This window comes from Nonomuraea sp. bgisy101 (assembly GCF_057708945.1).
The window spans coordinates 35,775-50,826 of sequence record NZ_JBYITD010000027.1; the positions used below are offsets into that span (position 1 = coordinate 35,775).

The 15,052-nt window shown below is 70.2% G+C and carries 14 protein-coding genes; 9 read left to right on the top strand and 5 right to left on the bottom strand.

Translation table 11 applies throughout. The features are described 5' to 3' along the window. The first annotated feature begins 36 nt into the window (after positions 1-36). A complete protein-coding gene (locus AC3EO4_RS39050; RefSeq protein WP_431900470.1) occupies positions 37-1,527 on the top strand; it encodes a sodium/solute symporter in 1,491 nt (496 codons plus the stop codon). On the opposite strand, the gene AC3EO4_RS39055 is transcribed toward AC3EO4_RS39050, so the two are convergent. Further along, positions 1,487-2,509: a LacI family DNA-binding transcriptional regulator gene (locus AC3EO4_RS39055; RefSeq protein ID WP_379574318.1), complete on the bottom strand. Its 1,023-nt coding sequence runs from the start codon at positions 2,507-2,509 to the stop codon at positions 1,487-1,489. The two genes, AC3EO4_RS39050 and AC3EO4_RS39055, sit on opposite strands and share 41 nt — an antisense overlap. 11 nt (positions 2,510-2,520) lie before the next feature. On the opposite strand from AC3EO4_RS39055, the gene AC3EO4_RS39060 reads away from it, so the two are divergent. From AC3EO4_RS39060 to AC3EO4_RS39085, 6 genes are all read left to right on the top strand, one after another. Next, positions 2,521-3,684 carry a trans-sulfuration enzyme family protein gene (locus AC3EO4_RS39060; protein WP_379574319.1) on the top strand — a complete coding sequence of 388 codons (1,164 nt, stop codon included), beginning with the start codon at positions 2,521-2,523 and terminating at the stop codon, positions 3,682-3,684. Between the two features lie 29 nt (positions 3,685-3,713). After that, a complete protein-coding gene (locus tag AC3EO4_RS39065; RefSeq protein WP_431900472.1) occupies positions 3,714-4,967 on the top strand; it encodes an ABC transporter substrate-binding protein in 1,254 nt (417 codons plus the stop codon). Then, positions 4,964-5,854, top strand: a complete 891-nt coding sequence (locus tag AC3EO4_RS39070; protein ID WP_379574321.1) for a carbohydrate ABC transporter permease — start codon at positions 4,964-4,966, stop codon at positions 5,852-5,854. The genes AC3EO4_RS39065 and AC3EO4_RS39070 overlap by 4 nt, the downstream gene beginning before the upstream one ends. Next, a complete protein-coding gene (locus tag AC3EO4_RS39075; protein ID WP_379574322.1) occupies positions 5,851-6,672 on the top strand; it encodes a carbohydrate ABC transporter permease in 822 nt (273 codons plus the stop codon). Before AC3EO4_RS39070 ends, AC3EO4_RS39075 begins: the two co-directional genes overlap by 4 nt. Positions 6,673-6,849: 177 nt before the next feature. Beyond that, entirely contained in the window at positions 6,850-7,179 is a 330-nt protein-coding gene (locus AC3EO4_RS39080; RefSeq protein WP_379574323.1) for a DUF485 domain-containing protein, read from the top strand. Beyond that, positions 7,176-8,777: a solute symporter family protein gene (locus AC3EO4_RS39085; protein ID WP_431900474.1), complete on the top strand. Its 1,602-nt coding sequence runs from the start codon at positions 7,176-7,178 to the stop codon at positions 8,775-8,777. Before AC3EO4_RS39080 ends, AC3EO4_RS39085 begins: the two co-directional genes overlap by 4 nt. Before the next feature lie 69 nt (positions 8,778-8,846). On the opposite strand, the gene AC3EO4_RS39090 is transcribed toward AC3EO4_RS39085, so the two are convergent. After that, positions 8,847-9,773, bottom strand: coding sequence for an aldo/keto reductase (locus tag AC3EO4_RS39090; RefSeq protein WP_431900476.1), 927 nt, complete (start codon positions 9,771-9,773; stop codon positions 8,847-8,849). A 35-nt stretch (positions 9,774-9,808) separates the two neighbouring features. On the opposite strand from AC3EO4_RS39090, the gene AC3EO4_RS39095 reads away from it, so the two are divergent. Then, positions 9,809-10,780: an alpha/beta hydrolase gene (locus tag AC3EO4_RS39095; protein ID WP_431900478.1), complete on the top strand. Its 972-nt coding sequence runs from the start codon at positions 9,809-9,811 to the stop codon at positions 10,778-10,780. Here the strand turns inward: AC3EO4_RS39095 and AC3EO4_RS39100 are convergent. Beyond that, entirely contained in the window at positions 10,764-12,257 is a 1,494-nt protein-coding gene (locus AC3EO4_RS39100; protein ID WP_431900479.1) for an MFS transporter, read from the bottom strand. The genes AC3EO4_RS39095 and AC3EO4_RS39100 overlap by 17 nt on opposite strands. Further along, a complete protein-coding gene (locus AC3EO4_RS39105; protein ID WP_379574328.1) occupies positions 12,254-12,817 on the bottom strand; it encodes a TetR/AcrR family transcriptional regulator in 564 nt (187 codons plus the stop codon). The genes AC3EO4_RS39100 and AC3EO4_RS39105 overlap by 4 nt, the downstream gene beginning before the upstream one ends. A gap of 117 nt (positions 12,818-12,934) precedes the next feature. Here AC3EO4_RS39105 and AC3EO4_RS39110 point away from each other — a divergent pair, with 117 nt between their 5' ends. Next, on the top strand, positions 12,935-13,528 hold the full coding sequence (locus AC3EO4_RS39110) for a TetR/AcrR family transcriptional regulator (protein ID WP_379574329.1): 594 nt from the start codon (positions 12,935-12,937) through the stop codon (positions 13,526-13,528). 55 nt (positions 13,529-13,583) lie between these two features. Here the strand turns inward: AC3EO4_RS39110 and AC3EO4_RS39115 are convergent, their stop codons facing one another. Beyond that, a complete protein-coding gene (locus tag AC3EO4_RS39115; RefSeq protein ID WP_379574330.1) occupies positions 13,584-15,035 on the bottom strand; it encodes a WS/DGAT/MGAT family O-acyltransferase in 1,452 nt (483 codons plus the stop codon). Positions 15,036-15,052 lie beyond the last annotated feature (17 nt).

Genomic DNA, 15,052 nt, shown 5'->3' on the forward strand with positions numbered 1-15,052 from the left:
TCGTTCCTGGCTCGCGCGAGCGGCGGGGGTGGCGGCGTGAGCCTCGCGGCCATCGGCCTGGTGATGGTCGCGGCGATCCTGATCGGGGCGTTCGGGCTGCGGCTGTCGCGCACCACCTCCGACTTCTACGTCGCCTCCCGCACCGTCACCCCGCTGTGGAACGCCTCGGCCATCGGCGGAGAGTACCTGTCGGCCGCCTCCTTCCTCGGCATCGCGGGCCTCATCCTCACCCACGGCGCCGACATGCTGTGGCTGCCCGTCGGCTGGACCGGCGGCTACCTCGTGCTGCTGGTGCTGGTCTCGGCGCCGTTGCGCCGCTCGGGCGCCTACACGCTGCCGGACTTCGCCGAGTCCAGGCTGGAGTCGATGGCAGTGCGGAGGACGGCCAGCGTGCTGGTGGTGCTCATCGGCTGGTTGTACCTGATGCCGCAGTTCCAGAGCGCGGGCATCGTGCTGCGCGCGATCACCGGGGCGCCGGGCTGGGTGGGCGGGCTGCTGGTCGCGGTGGTCGTGGCGGTGAACGTGCTGTCGGGCGGGATGCGGTCGATCACCTTCGTCCAGGCGTTCCAGTACTGGCTCAAGCTGACCGCGCTCGCGCTTCCGCTGGTGTTCCTGCTCATGGCGTGGCACTCCGGCGGTTCGCCCGGCCTGTCGGAGCATGACACGGTCCACTGGCAGCTGCCGCTGGCCAGCACGAAGGAGTACGGGCTCTACTCCACCTACTCGCTGATCCTCGCGACCTTCCTCGGCACGATGGGGCTGCCGCACGTGCTGGTGCGCTTCTACACCAACCCGGACGGGCGGGCGGCCCGCCGTACGACGCTGGTGGTGCTGTCCCTACTGGGCGCCTTCTACCTGCTGCCGGCGCTCTACGGGTGGCTGGGCAGGATCTACACCCCCGACCTGGCCGGCACGGACGCGGTGGTCCTGACGCTGCCCACGCGGGTGATCGGCGGCACGCTCGGCGACGTCCTGACGGCGCTGGTGACCGCGGGCGCGTTCGCGGCGTTCCTGTCGACCTCCTCGGGGTTGACGGTGTCGGTGGCGGGCGTGATCGCGCAGGACCTGCTCGGCGGCGGCGCGGTGCGCGCCTTCCGCCTGGCGACGCTGATGGCCGTGGCGGTGCCGCTGGGCCTGGCGGTCTGGGCCAGGGCGCTGCCGGTCGCCGACGTGGTCGGGCTGGCGTTCGCCGTGGCCGCCTCCTCCTTCTGCCCTTTGCTGGTGCTCGGCATCTGGTGGCGCAGGCTGTCGTCGGCGGGCGCGCTGGCGGGGCTGCTGGTCGGCGGCGGCCTGGCGTGCGCGGCGGTGATGGCGCAGATCACCGGCGGCCCGTACGGCGGGCTCGTCGGGGCGCTGCTGGCCCAGCCCGCGGCGTGGACGGTGCCGATCGCGTTCGCCGTGATGATCGTCGCGTCGTTCCTGACCCCGCATCGGGTGCCCGCGGGAGTGGCCCGCACCATGGTGCGCCTGCACACGCCCGAGACGCTCAACCTGGACCGCGGCGACTGGCGTCCGCGCTCGTCGTGACCGGCAGCTCGCCCGACCCGCGCACCACCAGCTCGACCGGCACCCTGACCTGCCGCGGCGGCCCCGCGCCCAACAGCAGGTCCACGGCGGTACGGCCGAGCAGCGCCGTGTCGTAGCGCACCACCGTCACCCCCGGGTCGAAGACGTCGGCCAGCGCGAAGTCGTCGAACCCCACGAAGGCGGGTTTGTCCTGCCGGCCCCTCAGCGCCTGCAGGATGCCGATCGCCGCCCTGTTGTTGGTGGCGAAGAAGGCCGTGGGAGGGTCGGGCAGCGCCAGCAGCCTTTCCACCTCGCGCCCCGCCCGCCACGGGTCGAACACGCCGCGCGTCACCAGCGTCTCGTCCACGACGCCGAGCGCCTCGCGGTAGCCGCGCGCCCTGTCGTGCACCGAGCTGAGCGCATCGTCGTCGGAGATGAGCGCGATCCGCCGGTGCCCTCGCGCCATCAGGTGCTCGGTGGCCAGGCGCCCGCCCTTGAAGTCGTCGAGCAGCACCGCGCTGGACTCGGGCACGCCGGACGGCAGCCGGTCGACGAACACCGCGCGCAGCCCGCCGGCCAGCAGCTCGCCGAGCCAGGCGTGCCGGTCGGCCGAGGGCACCAGGATGAGGGAGTCGACGCCGCGCGCGAACATCGACTCGACCAGCATCCGCTCCCGCTCGGGCCGTTCCTCGTAGGAGCCGAAGACCACCAGTGCCTCGTGCTCGGCCGCCGCGCTCTCCACCGCCGCGGCCAGGTGGGAGTAGAACTGGTTGGATATGTTCTCCATCACCAGGCCGATCGTGAGCATCGCCGCGCCCCTGGCCAGGCGGCTGGCCGCCTCGTTGCGCCGGAACCCGAGCGCGTTGATGGCCTCCTGCACCCTGACCTGGAGCGCGGCGCTGACGTGCGGCTCCTGGTTGACCACCCTGGAGACGGTCTTGAGGCTCACCCCCGCGTGCCTGGCCACGTCGGCCATGGTGGGAACCTGCTTGCGCGCTGTCATAGGGTCCCCCCATGAACGATGACTGGATCTGCGGCAGGCTGGGCGAGGACGAACCGTGGGCGCTGGGCGCGGTCAATCCTCCGATCTTCGAGAACTCCCTGTTCACCTTCGAGACGGCGGCCGAGCTCGCCGAGGCGATCAAGGACGAGGACGAGCGCTACGTCTACTGGCGCGGCACCAACCCCACCGTCGACCTGGCGCAGCGCAAGCTGGCCGCGCTGGAGCGGGCCGAGCGGGCCAAGTGCTTCGGCTCGGGGATGGGCGCGATCTCGGCGACCATCTCGTCGCTGGTGTCGGCAGGCGACCACGTGCTGGTGCTCGGCTCCATCTACGGGCCGACCACGCAGTTCCTGCGCTACCTGGAGAAGTTCGGCGTCACGCACACACATGTCGGCGACCTCACCGGCCTTGACAGCGCTATCAGATCGAACACGCGAGTACTCTACTTCGAGTCGCCGTCCTATATGAGCTACCGGCTGGTGGACATCGCCGAGGTGGCCGCGTGGGCCTCGGGACAGGGTCTGGTGTCGGTGATGGACAACACCTGGTCCACGCCGCTGTTCCAGAAGCCGCTCACCATGGGCGTCGACCTGGTGATCCACTCGCTGTCGAAGTACGTGGGAGGGCACAGCGACCTGGTCGGCGGGGTGGTGGCCGGCTCGACCGAGCTGATCAGGCCGATCGCGCTGACGGAGTACCAGCTGTACGGAGCGGCCATGTCGCCCCACGACGCGGCCAAGGTGATCAAGGGGCTGCGCACGCTGCCCGTGCGGATGGCCGCCCACCAGGAGCGCGGACTGGCCGTGGCCGCCTTCCTCGACGCGCACGAGGCCGTGCGGGTCGTCCACCATCCGGGGCTGGCCTCCCATCCCGACCGCGGGCTGGCGTCGCGGCAGATGGCGGGCTTCTCCAGCGTCTTCGGCTTCGAGCTCGGCAGCGACGACCGGCAGGTCGTGGCCGCCTTCCTCGACCGGCTCAAGGTCTTCAGGATCGCGGTGTCGTGGGGCGGGTTCGAGAGCCTGGTCGCCGCGCCCGCGCTGACCATCGAGGAGTCGGTGCGCGCCACCATGGGCGTCCCCGTCGGGCTGGTGCGGCTGTCGGTGGGTCTCGAACCCGCCGACACGCTCATCGAGGATCTGGCTCTAGCGCTCGAGGGGGTTGTACCCCTAGCTTGAGTGACAGCGCTGTCACTCAGGAGGCACCCATGAGAACTCCCCTCCTCGCGGCCCTGGCCGCCGCCACCCTCACGATCGCCGCGTGCGGTTCGGGCTCATCGTCCGACGGCGGCGGCACGGTCAGGCTCCGCATGATCGAGAGCCTGACCAGCCCCGACAGGACCAAGCTGATCAAGGGTCTGCTCGCCGAGTTCGAGAAGGCCAACCCGGGCGTGGAGGTGGAGCTCATCTCGCCGCCGCTGGACAGCGCGGACCAGAAGATCACCCAGATCCTGCAGACGAAGAAGGACCTGGACGTGCTGGAAGTGCGCGACCACACGGTCAAGTCCTTCTCCAACAACGGCTGGCTGGCCGAACTGCCCACCACGCAGTGGCCAGGCTGGAACGACCTGACCGAGCTGGCCAAGAAGAAGGCCGTGGAGGTGGGCGGCAAGCCGTACCTCATCCCCTACGGCTTCTACCAGCGGGCGCTGTTCTACCGCACCGACTGGGGCATGACCAAGCCGCCGACGACCTGGGAGGAGCTCTACCAGGAGGGCAAGAAGATGACGACCGCCGAGCGGTACGGCTACTCCTTCAGGGGCGGCAAGGGCGGCGCCGACTACGCGGTCCAGATGATCAGTGCCTACAACGGCGAGGCGCTGGACCCCGAGAAGTCCTTCTATCTGAAGGACAAGAAGACCATCTTCTCGACGCCCGAGGCGGCCCAGGCCATGGACCTCTTCGTGAAGATCTTCAAGGAGGCGTCGCCGCCCGACTCGGTCTCCTGGGGTTACCCGGAGATGGTGCAGGGCTTCGCCTCGGGCGTCACCGGGATGCTGATCCAGGACCCCGAGGTGATCAAGACGGTGGAGGAGAGCGGGGTCAAGGCCTGGTCGACCGCGCCGATCCCCAAGGGTCCCACCGGCTACGCCTTCCAGCCCGTCGGCTACGCCGGATGGGGGGTGACCTCCTTCAGCGCCCACAAGGCCGAGGCGGTCAAGCTGGTGCAGTTCCTGTCGGAGGCCAAGCAGAGCATCGCCTTCGCCAAGGGTAACTCGCTGATCCCGATCTCGGCCTCGGCGCAGAAGGACCCGCAGTTCTCACAGGGCGCGTGGAAGGCCTACCTGGAGGCGCAGCAGGACCCCAAGCAGGTCATCACGATCAGGCCCGTCGACTCGCCCGGCTGGAGCCAGTTCCTCGTCGACTCCGACCGTGACGTGCAGGCGCTGCTGACCGGCAAGAAGAGCGCGGCCGACGTGCTGAAGAGCTGGGACGCGTTCTGGGCTGGTCAGGCTTCGTGAGCCGTCCCGCCTTCACCACGCGGAAGGCGGGGCTCATCGCGCTCTGCCTTCTGCCGGGGGTCGTCTTCGTCGCCCTCTTCACCTACTACCCGATGGTGCGCGGCAGCGTCATCGCCTTCCAGCGCTACAACCTGTTCGACCTGACCTCGACGCCGTTCGTCGGGCTGGACAACTTCAGGGCGGTGCTGGCCGAGGACCGGTTCTGGACGGCACTGCGCAACACCGGCACCTGGGTCGTCGTCTCGCTGTTCTTCCAGTTCTTCCTCGGGTTCGGCCTGGCCCTGCTGCTGCGCCGCCACTTCCGTGGCCGGGGGCTCTACCAGGCGTGGGTGTTCTTCCCCTGGGCCATGTCGGGGTTCCTGATCGGGCTGCTGTGGCGGTGGATGTTCAACGGCCAGTTCGGCGTGATCAACGACCTGCTGCTGCGGACGGGCCTCATCGACACCCGCATCGGGTTCCTCTCCTCGCCCGGCTGGGCCATGACGTCGGTGATCGTGGCCAACGTCTGGTACGGCGTGACGTTCTTCGCGATCATGATCATGGCGGCGCTGCAGTCGGTGCCGCGCGAGCTGTATGAGGCCGCCGCCGTGGACGGAGCCTCCAGGCTGCGGCAGTTCTGGCACGTGACGCTGCCGCACATCCGCCCGACGCTTGCGCTGATCGTGCTGCTGCGGATCATCTGGATCCTGAACTTCCCGGACCTCATCTACTCCATGACCGGCGGCGGTCCCGCGGGCTCCACCGACATCGTGACGACCTTCCTGATCCAGCAGGTGATGGGCGGCGACTACGGCAGGGCGGGCGCGGTCGGCTTCCTCGTCCTCGGCCTCCTGCTGGCCTTCAGCGTCTTCTATCTCAACGCCACCCGTTTCGAGAGGTCCCGATGAGCGTGCGGCGAGTGGCCAAGGCGGTCGTGCTGGGAGCCTGGCTCCTGATCACGGTCTTTCCGCTGTACTGGATCGTCGTCACCTCGCTCAAGCCCAAGAGCGAGATCTTCTCCATGCCGCTGCGCTACTGGCCCGGCGAGCTCACCTTCGAGCACTACGCCGAGCTGTTCTCCTTCGCCGACTTCGGCCGCTACCTGCTCAACAGCATGGTGGTCGCGCTGGTGTCGGCGGCGGTGGTCACCGTGATCGGGGTGCTCGGCGGCTACGTGCTGGCCCGCTTCGACTTCCCCGGCAGGGGAGCGCTCATGCTGGCCTTCCTCGTCACGCAGATGATCCCGCTGTTCATCGCCCTGGGCCCGCTGTATCTTCTGATGTCGGACCTGGGGCTGCTGAACCGGCTGCCCGGGCTCATGGTCGTCTACGTCGCCATGCTGGTGCCGTTCTGCACGATCATCATGCGCGGATTCCACGAGCGGGTGCCCGCGGCGCTGGAGGAGGCGGCGCAGGTGGACGGCGCGTCGAGGCTGCAGGCGATGGTGCGGGTGATCATCCCGGTCATGCTGCCGGGGGTCGCGGCCACCTTCATCTTCGCCTTCGTCCAGGTGTGGAACGAGCTGTTCCTGGCGATCACGTTCATCGACAGCGAGGATGCCAAGACCGTCCCGGTCGCCATGAACTCCTTCATCACCCAGTACGACATCGACTGGGGATCGATGGCGGCGGCCACCGTGGTGTCGGTGATCCCGACGCTGGTGCTGTTCGCCGCGATCCGCCGTTACATCGTCGAAGGGCTCACCGCGGGCGCGGTGAAGGGCTGATCGCGGCGCACGCCCGACCGTTCAACCCGCAAATCAGACCTTTCATCGCAAGGCCTCCTCAGTTGGCCGCCGCGGCGTGGCGGCTCGCCGAAGGAGCGGACTGACCCCCTCCACGGAAGGTAGCTTGCCCTCCTACCTTGTGCGTGATCCGCATCACACCCTGGAGGGCGTTGAGCCGTGACTACCAGAGAACATGACACGTCTGTCTACGAACAGGTGCAGGCAAGCAGTGAGTTCCAGGAGCTGAAGCGGCGCTTCAGGGCGTGGACCTTCCCCATGACCGTGGCGTTCCTGGCCTGGTACCTGCTCTACGTGGTGCTGTCCGCCTGGGCGCGTGACTTCATGGGCATCAAGCTCCTTGGCAACATCAACGTCGCGTTGGTCTTCGGTCTGCTGCAGTTCGTCTCCACCTTCTGGATCGCCTGGGCCTACGCCAGGCACGCGGAGAAGAAGCTCGACCCCATCGCCGACAAGCTGCGCCACGAGGTCGAGGAGAAGACCCAGTGAACCTCTCCGCGATCCTGTTCCTGACCTTCGTCCTCGTCACGCTCGGCATCACCTTCTGGGCCAGCCGCCAGACGAAGACCGCCGCCGACTACTACGCCGGCGGCCGCTCCTTCAGCGGATTCCAGAACGGCCTGGCCATCGGCGGCGACTACATGTCGGCCGCCTCGTTCCTGGGCATCGCGGGCATCATCGCGCTGTCCGGCTACGACGGCTTCCTCTACTCCATCGGCTTCCTGGTGGCGTGGCTGGTCGCGCTGCTGCTGGTGGCCGAACTCATGCGCAACTCAGGCAAGTTCACCATGGCCGACGTCCTGGCCTTCAGGATGAGCCCCCGGCCCGTGCGTACCGCGGCCGGCGTCTCCACGATCGTGGTGAGCATCTTCTACCTGCTGGCCCAGATGGTGGGCGCGGGCGCGCTGGTCGGCCTGCTGCTCGACATCCACTCGGCCGAGGGCAAGGTCTGGACGATCATCGGCGTCGGCGTCCTGATGATCATCTACGTGGTGGTCGGCGGCATGAAGGGCACCACCTGGGTCCAGATCGTCAAGGCCGTCCTGCTGATGGGCGGCGCGGCCCTGGTCACGCTGCTGGTGCTCGGCAAGTTCGGCTTCAACCTCTCGGCGTTGCTGGGCGACGCGGCCGCGCAGAGCGGCAAGGGCGACGCCTTCATCCAGCCCGGCGGCAAGTACGGCACCGACGCCCAGGGCCTGGCCGGCAAGATCGACCTGATCAGCCTCGGCCTCGCGCTGGTGCTCGGCACCGCGGGCCTGCCGCACATCCTCATCCGCTTCTACACCGTCCCGACCGCCAAGGACGCCCGCAAGTCCGTCCTGTGGGGCATCGGCATCATCGGCACCTTCTACCTGCTGACCCTCGTCCTCGGCTTCGGCGCCGCCGCCCTGGTCGGCAGCAAGGCCATCGCGGCGGGCGACAAGGCCGGCAACACCGCCGCCCCGATGCTCGCCCAGCAGATCGGCCAGGACATCTTCGGCCCGGTCGGCGGCACGATCCTGCTCGCCCTCATCGGCGCCGTCGCCTTCGCCACCATCCTGGCGGTGGTCGCGGGCCTGACCCTCGCCTCCTCCTCCAGCTTCGCCCACGACCTGTACGCCCACGTGTTCAAGCGCGGCAACGCCACAGAGCGCGAGGAGGTCGTGGTCGCCAGGGTGTCGGCGTTCGTCATCGGCGCGGTCGCCATCGGCCTCGGCATCCTGGCCCAGGGGCAGAACGTGGCCTTCCTGGTCGCCCTCGCCTTCGCCGTCGCCGCCTCGGGCAACCTGCCCGCGATCCTCTACAGCCTGTTCTGGAAGAGGTTCAACACGGTCGGCGCGGTCTCGGCCATCTACGGCGGCCTGGTCTCCGCCCTCATCCTGGTGATCTTCTCGCCGGTGGTGTCGGGCTCGGCGACCGCGCTGTTCAAGGACGCGAACTTCGCCTGGTTCCCGCTGTCGAACCCGGGCATCATCTCGATCCCGCTCGGCTTCTTCTTCGGCTGGCTCGGCACCGTGCTGAGCAAGGAGTACAACGCCGGCAAGTACGCCGAGATCGAGGTCCGCTCCCTCACCGGCGTCGGCGCCGAGAAGGCCGTCGAGCACTGACCCGCCTGATCGAAGGGCCCGGCTCTCGCGGGAGCCGGGCCCTTCGACTGTCGTACGGCCGCGGCGCCCTCAGCGGGAGGCCTCGTCCAGCAGGGTGAGCTCCTCGGCAGCGAGCCGCAGGTCGACCGCGTCCAGCAGCGGCTTGAGCTGGGCCACCTCCCGCGCGCCTGCCAGCGGAGCGGCGACGGTCGGCTGCGCCAGCAGCCAGGCCAGCGCCACCGACGCCTGCTCGACGCCCCTTCCCGAGGCCACCGTGGCCAGCGCCTCGAGGACGCGCGGTCCCCGCTCGGTCGTCAGGTACTCCCCGGCCTTGCCGGCGCGCGGGCTGTCGACGACCACGCCCGGCGCGTACTTGCCCGTCAGGAAGCCGCGCGCCAGCCCCGCCCACGGCGTGCTCGACAGCCCCTCGCGGGCCACGACCTCGCGCAGGTCGCCCTCGTAGCCGCGCTCGACGAGGTTGTAGTGCTGCTGCAGCGCCACGTAGCGGGTCAGGCCCTCGTCGTCGGCGACGCGCAGCGCCTCGGCCAGCCGCCGCCCCTCATAGTTGGAGGCGCCCAGGTGGCGGACCTTGCCTTCGCGTACCAGAGCGTCGAAGGCCGCGAGCGTGTCGGCGAGCGGGGTGTCCTGATCGTCGATGTGCGCCCAGTACAGGTCGATGCGGTCGGTGCGCAGGCGGCGCAGCGAGTTCTCCACCGCCGCGCGGATCGTGGCGGGCGACAGGCCCTGGAAACCGGCCAGCATGCCGACCTTGGTGGCCAGGACGATCGAGTCGCGGTTGCCGCGCTCCGCCATCCACTCGCCGATGATGATCTCCGAGGTCGGCTCGCCCGTCGCCCAGCTCGGGTAGACGTCGGCGGTGTCGATGAAGTTGCCGCCCGCCTCCACGTACGCGTCGAGGATCGCGAAGGAGGACTCCCGGTCGGCGGTCCAGCCGAAGGTGTTGGTGCCCAGGCAGAGGGGGAACACGGACAGGGCCGTGGTGCTGATCGTTCGCATCCGGCTATTATGCGCGGGTCTCATAGGGAGGCCGGATGACGGGCCGGGTCATGGTGCTGGGCGGTCTGCTCGTCCTGGCCGTCGCGATCGTGGTCGCCGTACTCGTCGCCAGGAGCCCCGGTCCCGGCGATCGGCCGGCGCCCGCCGTGCGGCACACCCCCGGACAGATCGGCGAGGTCACCGAGCGGCGGCTCGACGAGCGGCGCATGGAGCTGACGATCGAGTCGGCGGCGCTGGAGGCCACCACCAGGGTGAGACTGCTGCTGCCCAAGGGCTGGTCGCGCGACGCCGGCCGCACGTGGCCCGTGCTGTGGCTGCTGCACGGCGGGCTCGACAGCTACACCTCGTGGACCGCCAGGACCGACGTCGACCGCCTGACCAGGGACACCGGCGTCATCGTGGTCATGCCCGACGGCGGCAGGTGTGGAAGCTACTCCGACTGGTGGAACGACGGCGAAGGCGGGGCGCCCCGCTGGGCCGGCTACCACCTGAAGGAGCTGCTCCCGCTGCTGGAGTCCCGCTACCGGGCCGGCGGGCGGCGCGCCATCGCCGGCTACTCGATGGGCGGGCAGGGCGCCATGCTCTACGCGGCCGAGGGCCACTTCCAGGCGGCGGCCTCCTTCAGCGGCGCCGTCGACATCCTGCAGGAGGGAGTGCCGCAGGCGGTCATGGCGGGGACCACGGTCGGCTGCTTCGGCACCGACTGGAAGCGCATCTGGGGCGACCCCGACGCCCAGCGCTACATCTGGCGCGCGCACAACCCCTACGACCAGGCCGGCAGGCTCAAGGGCGTGCGCCTGTACGTGGCCTCCGGCACCGCCGAGTTCTGGGAGGACCCGGCCGAGCACCTGGCGGGCAAGGCGGGTAAGGCGTTCGCCGCCAGGCTCGAGGAGCTCGGCATCGCCGTACAGACGCACTTCTACCGGGGCAGGCACGATCACGCCCACTGGCAGCGGGAGCTGCACCGCGCCTACCCCATGCTGATGCGCGCTATCGGTGCTCGATGAGCTCCCGATGGCCGCTCAGATCGAGCGCACGCGGCGTGAGCCACCACACCGCGATCCCCGCCACCAGCATCAGCGCCGCTCCCGCCGCCCCCGTGACCGCGAGGGAGTCGGTGAAGGCCGCCTGCGCCTGCCGGGCCAGCAGCGCCCCCGCATCACCCGCTTCGCGGGCGACGCGCAGCGCGCCCCCCAGCGACTCCTGGACGGCCTGCGCGGGAAAACCGTCGGGCACGGCGAGATGGGCCCGGTAGACGGCCGCGGCGACGCTGCCGAGCACGGCGACGCCCAGCGCGCCCCCCAGCTCGTAGCTGGTCTCCTCGATCGCCGCCGCGCTGCCCGCCTTCTCCGGCGGCGCGCCCGCCATGATCACCGCTGAGGCGATCGCCAGCGATCCCATGCCCGCGCCCACCAGCAGCAGCGACAGCGCGACAGGGCCGTAGCCGAGCGGGCTCGGCGCCACGAACAGCACCAGGAAGCCCACTCCCGCCACCAGCAGGCCGCCCGCCAGCACCGTCCTGGCGCCGATCCTGGCCGCGAGGGCGGGCGCCAGTGGTGACACCACGAAGGCGCCGACCGCGGCCGGCAGCATCCGCACGCCGGTCTCCAGCGGCGAGTAGCCCATGACGAGCTGCATCCACTGCGCCAGCAGCAGCATCATCGCGGCCATCGCGATCGAGGTGGTCAGCGCGGCCACCGTGCCCGCGCTGAAGGCAGGGCCGCCGAACAGCCTGATCTCCAGCAGCGGGTCCTTCCTGGCCAGGCAGCGGCGCACGAACCACGCCAGCGTCACGACGGCGACCGTGAGGGCAAGCCAACCGTCGACCGCGCCGAAGTGCTTGATGCCGTAGACCAGCGCGACCATGCCGGCGATCGACAGCAGCGTGCCGAGCGCGTCCCAGCGGCCTGGGGCCGGATTGCGCGACTCGGGCAGCAGGATCAGCCCTGCCACGATCGCCAGAGCCATGACGGGCACGTTGACCAGGAACGCCGCGTGCCAGCTGAACACCTCCAGCAGCAGCCCGCCGAGGATGGGCCCGAGCGCGCCGCCCAGCGCGGCCATCGCCGACCAGATGCCGAGCGCGGTGGCCCGCTCCCTCGGGTCGGTGAACAGGTTGCGGATCATGGACAGGGTCGACGGCATGATCATCGCGCCGCCGACGCCGAGCAGCGCCCTGACCGCGATCAGCTCGGCGGCGCTGTCAGCCTGCACCACCGCCACCGACGCCACGCCGAACAGCGCGAACCCGCTGATCAGCATCCTCTTGCGTCCCCACCTGTCGCCCAGCGCGCTGACCGTGACCAGCAGCCCTGACACGGCCAGGGAGTAGGCGTCGACCATCCACAGCAGCTCGGTCGCGCCCGGGCGCAGGTCCTCCGAGATGGCGGGCAGCGCCACGTTGAGGATCGTCATGTCCATGACGACCAGCAGCAGGCTCGCCGACAGGACGGCCAGCGCCGCCCAGCGGCGTCCGGCGGTCATCGCCCGGCTCCGTTGAAGAAGGCGTCGACGAGCAGCCCCGCCATGTCCCTCCTGGCCACGTCGCCCCTGCGAAGGCTCTCGCGAACGGCGACGAGCAGGCCGTACCACGTGTTGCTGATCCAGCGGACCGGAAGCTCGGCGCGCAGCACCCCGGCCCGCTGGGCGGCGGCGAACAGGGCGATCTCCCGCTCCTCCAGCTCGTCCGAGCGGCGCAGCAGGTCGGGATGGACGGCCATGGCGTGGTCGGTCAGCGCGAAGCCGTGCTCGTCGGCGACCTCGACCAGGGCGGTGAGCAGGTCGCGCAGCGTGCCCCGCAACCGGTCCTGGTCGTTCTCCTGGGCGGCGGCGGTGAGGCCGACGGCGTCCTGTGCCTGCTGCCAGCGCTCCAGAGCGCGCCTGCCCAGCGCGACGAGGAGGTCGTCGCGGCTGGAGAAGTGGCGGTGCAGGGTCGCTCTGCTCACCCCTGCCGCCTCGGCCAGTTCGGCCATGGACGCGGTGGGGTGGTCGTTGAGGTGGTGGATCGCCGCTGTGACGATCTGGTCGGCCGTCACCGCCATCATACATCTCCGTCTCTTTTGCGACATCAATGTCTCATACGATACATGATTCCTTCATGTACGGTGATCTCCCCTTGACGGCAGGTACCTGGCGTGAGGGCCTTGGCTATCGTTCGGGCTGTGCACGAGACCTCCATGTCGCCTCGCGCGGCACACTCACCCCAGGTCCTTGAGGAAAGCGACTCGCGGACGCGGATCCTGGACGCGGCGGAGGAACTGTTCGCCGGGGGAGGCTACGCGGCCACGCCGACCTCGTTGATCGCCAAGCTGGCGCAGGTGCCCAAGGGCCTGCTGTTCCACTACTTCCCGCGCAAGATCGACGTCCTGGTGGCCCTGGTCGACGAGCGGACGCTGGTGGAGGAGGCCAAAGAGGTCGACGCGGTCCCCGGCGATCCCGCGGGCACGCTGTCCAAGCTCGCGCGGCGGCTCCCGCTGCGGGCCTCACCGGCCATGCGGCGCATCCTGTTCAGGGAGGCCGACACGCACGGATCGGTACGCGAGCGGCTCGGCAGGCTGAACGGGGAGCTCATCGGGCGGGCCCGGTTCGCGCTGGAACTGGCGCTTCCCGGGGCGCGGGGGGACAAGGCCAGGCTGGAGGTGGCGGCGGCGACGTTCGCGGCGGTCCTTCTGTATCAGGAGAACCTCTGCCAGCTCACCGGCCACCAGATCGACCCCGACGCCGTCGCCGACCTCATCGCCCACTCCCTCGCCTGAGGCTCGGCTGCCCGTGGACCTCCGGGCGTCTGGCGCGCAGGCCGGGGCGAGCCCGTCAGGCGGGGGCGAGGTCGCGGGTGAGGGCGGTGAGCTCGTCCATCGCCGCACTCAGGTGGTGCATCAGCCGCCACTCGTCGTCCACGCGGTTGGGGCAGGTGACGATCCCGAAGTCGAGCGCGCCGTCGTAGGAGAAGCAGGTGATGTTGAGCCCGCCGCTCACGTCCGTCAGCACCGACACCGGGTAATACGACAGCACCCGCCCACCGCACAGGTACAGCGGGAACTGCGGCCCCGGCACGTTGCTGATGATCAGGTTGATCGGCGGGAACGCCACGGAGGCGAGCTTGAACACCGCCGGCGTCAACGCCGAGATCGGCGCGGGCAGCATCGCGCACAGCTCGTTCAGCCAGCTCGCCGGCGACATCGCGAACCTGCGCTTGGCCGTGCGCATGGTCTCGCCCGTCGCGATCAGCCGTTCGCGCGCGTCGGCGACGTGAGTCGGCATGGGCGTGATCATGGCGGAGATCTGGTTGCCCACGCAGTCGCGCGCGCTCGCCGTACGCGTGGCGACCGGGACGGCGGCGATCAGCGGCTGGTCGGGCAGCGCGTCATGCTCCTCCAGCCAGGAGCGCAGCGCGGAGGCGCACACCGCCATCACCACGTCGTTGACGCTCATGCCGAAGGTCTTGGCGACGTGCTTGACGTCCTTCAGCGGCACCGAACCGTAGGCGAAGCGCCGCTCGGCGCTGATGGGGCCGTTCAGCGGCGTGCGCGGCGCGGACAGCGACGGCAGTTCGGGGCGTGGCCTGGCGTCGCCCGTGACGAACCGGGCGGCCTTGGCGATCAGCCGCGAACCCGGCAACGTGGCGGCGACGGGGATCGCGTCGAGGTCGCCCGCGGCCCTGGCCAGCGAGCGCACCGCGTTGACCGGATGCGAAGCCGCCCTTACGGCCGCGCCCGCCAGCATGTCGAACAGGTGCGGCGCCTGCGGCGGCGGGCAGGAGGGCGGCTCGACCGAGCGCGGCTCGGGGGAGAGGTCGAGCAGCGTGGCCAGCGTCTCAGCGCCCGACACTCCGTCGATGGCCGCGTGGTGGACCTTGGTGTAGACGGCGACCCTGCCGTCGGCCAGCCCGGTGATCAGGTGCATCTCCCACAGCGGATGCTCGCGGTCGAGGTGGCGGGCGTGGAGCGTGGCGACGGTCTCGGCCAGCTCCGCCTCGCCCCCGGGGGCGGGCAGTTCCACCTCGAACAGATGATTGTCGATCGAGAAGCCGGGGTCGGGCGCCCAGTAGGGAAGGTCGAGGCCGAACGGCACGCCTGCCACCCGCAGGCTCAGCGCCGGTGAGAGGTGCAGGCGCTCCAGCAGGAGGGCCGCCAGGCCCGCGCGCGTGATCGCACCCGATGGAGCGCAGCTCGGGTCGAGAATCGCCACCCCCGCCACATGCGCGGCGGTCGTCGCGGACTCGGCACTCAGGAACTGCGCGTCGAGCGCGGTCAGCTGCGTCATCGGGCCTCCCTCTCCAC

Bases quoted from the DNA above. Each gene is read 5' to 3' on its own strand.
- AC3EO4_RS39055 (WP_379574318.1), bottom strand. From the start codon at position 2,509: ATGACAGCGCGCAAGCAGGTTCCCACCATGGCCGACGTGGCCAGGCAC.
- AC3EO4_RS39060 (WP_379574319.1), top strand. From the start codon at position 2,521: ATGAACGATGACTGGATCTGCGGCAGGCTGGGCGAGGACGAACCGTGG.
- AC3EO4_RS39065 (WP_431900472.1), top strand. From the start codon at position 3,714: ATGAGAACTCCCCTCCTCGCGGCCCTGGCCGCCGCCACCCTCACGATC.
- AC3EO4_RS39075 (WP_379574322.1), top strand. From the start codon at position 5,851: ATGAGCGTGCGGCGAGTGGCCAAGGCGGTCGTGCTGGGAGCCTGGCTC.
- AC3EO4_RS39090 (WP_431900476.1), bottom strand. From the start codon at position 9,773: ATGCGAACGATCAGCACCACGGCCCTGTCCGTGTTCCCCCTCTGCCTG.
- AC3EO4_RS39095 (WP_431900478.1), top strand. From the start codon at position 9,809: ATGACGGGCCGGGTCATGGTGCTGGGCGGTCTGCTCGTCCTGGCCGTC.
- AC3EO4_RS39100 (WP_431900479.1), bottom strand. From the start codon at position 12,257: ATGACCGCCGGACGCCGCTGGGCGGCGCTGGCCGTCCTGTCGGCGAGC.
- AC3EO4_RS39105 (WP_379574328.1), bottom strand. From the start codon at position 12,817: ATGATGGCGGTGACGGCCGACCAGATCGTCACAGCGGCGATCCACCAC.
- AC3EO4_RS39115 (WP_379574330.1), bottom strand. From the start codon at position 15,035: ATGACGCAGCTGACCGCGCTCGACGCGCAGTTCCTGAGTGCCGAGTCC.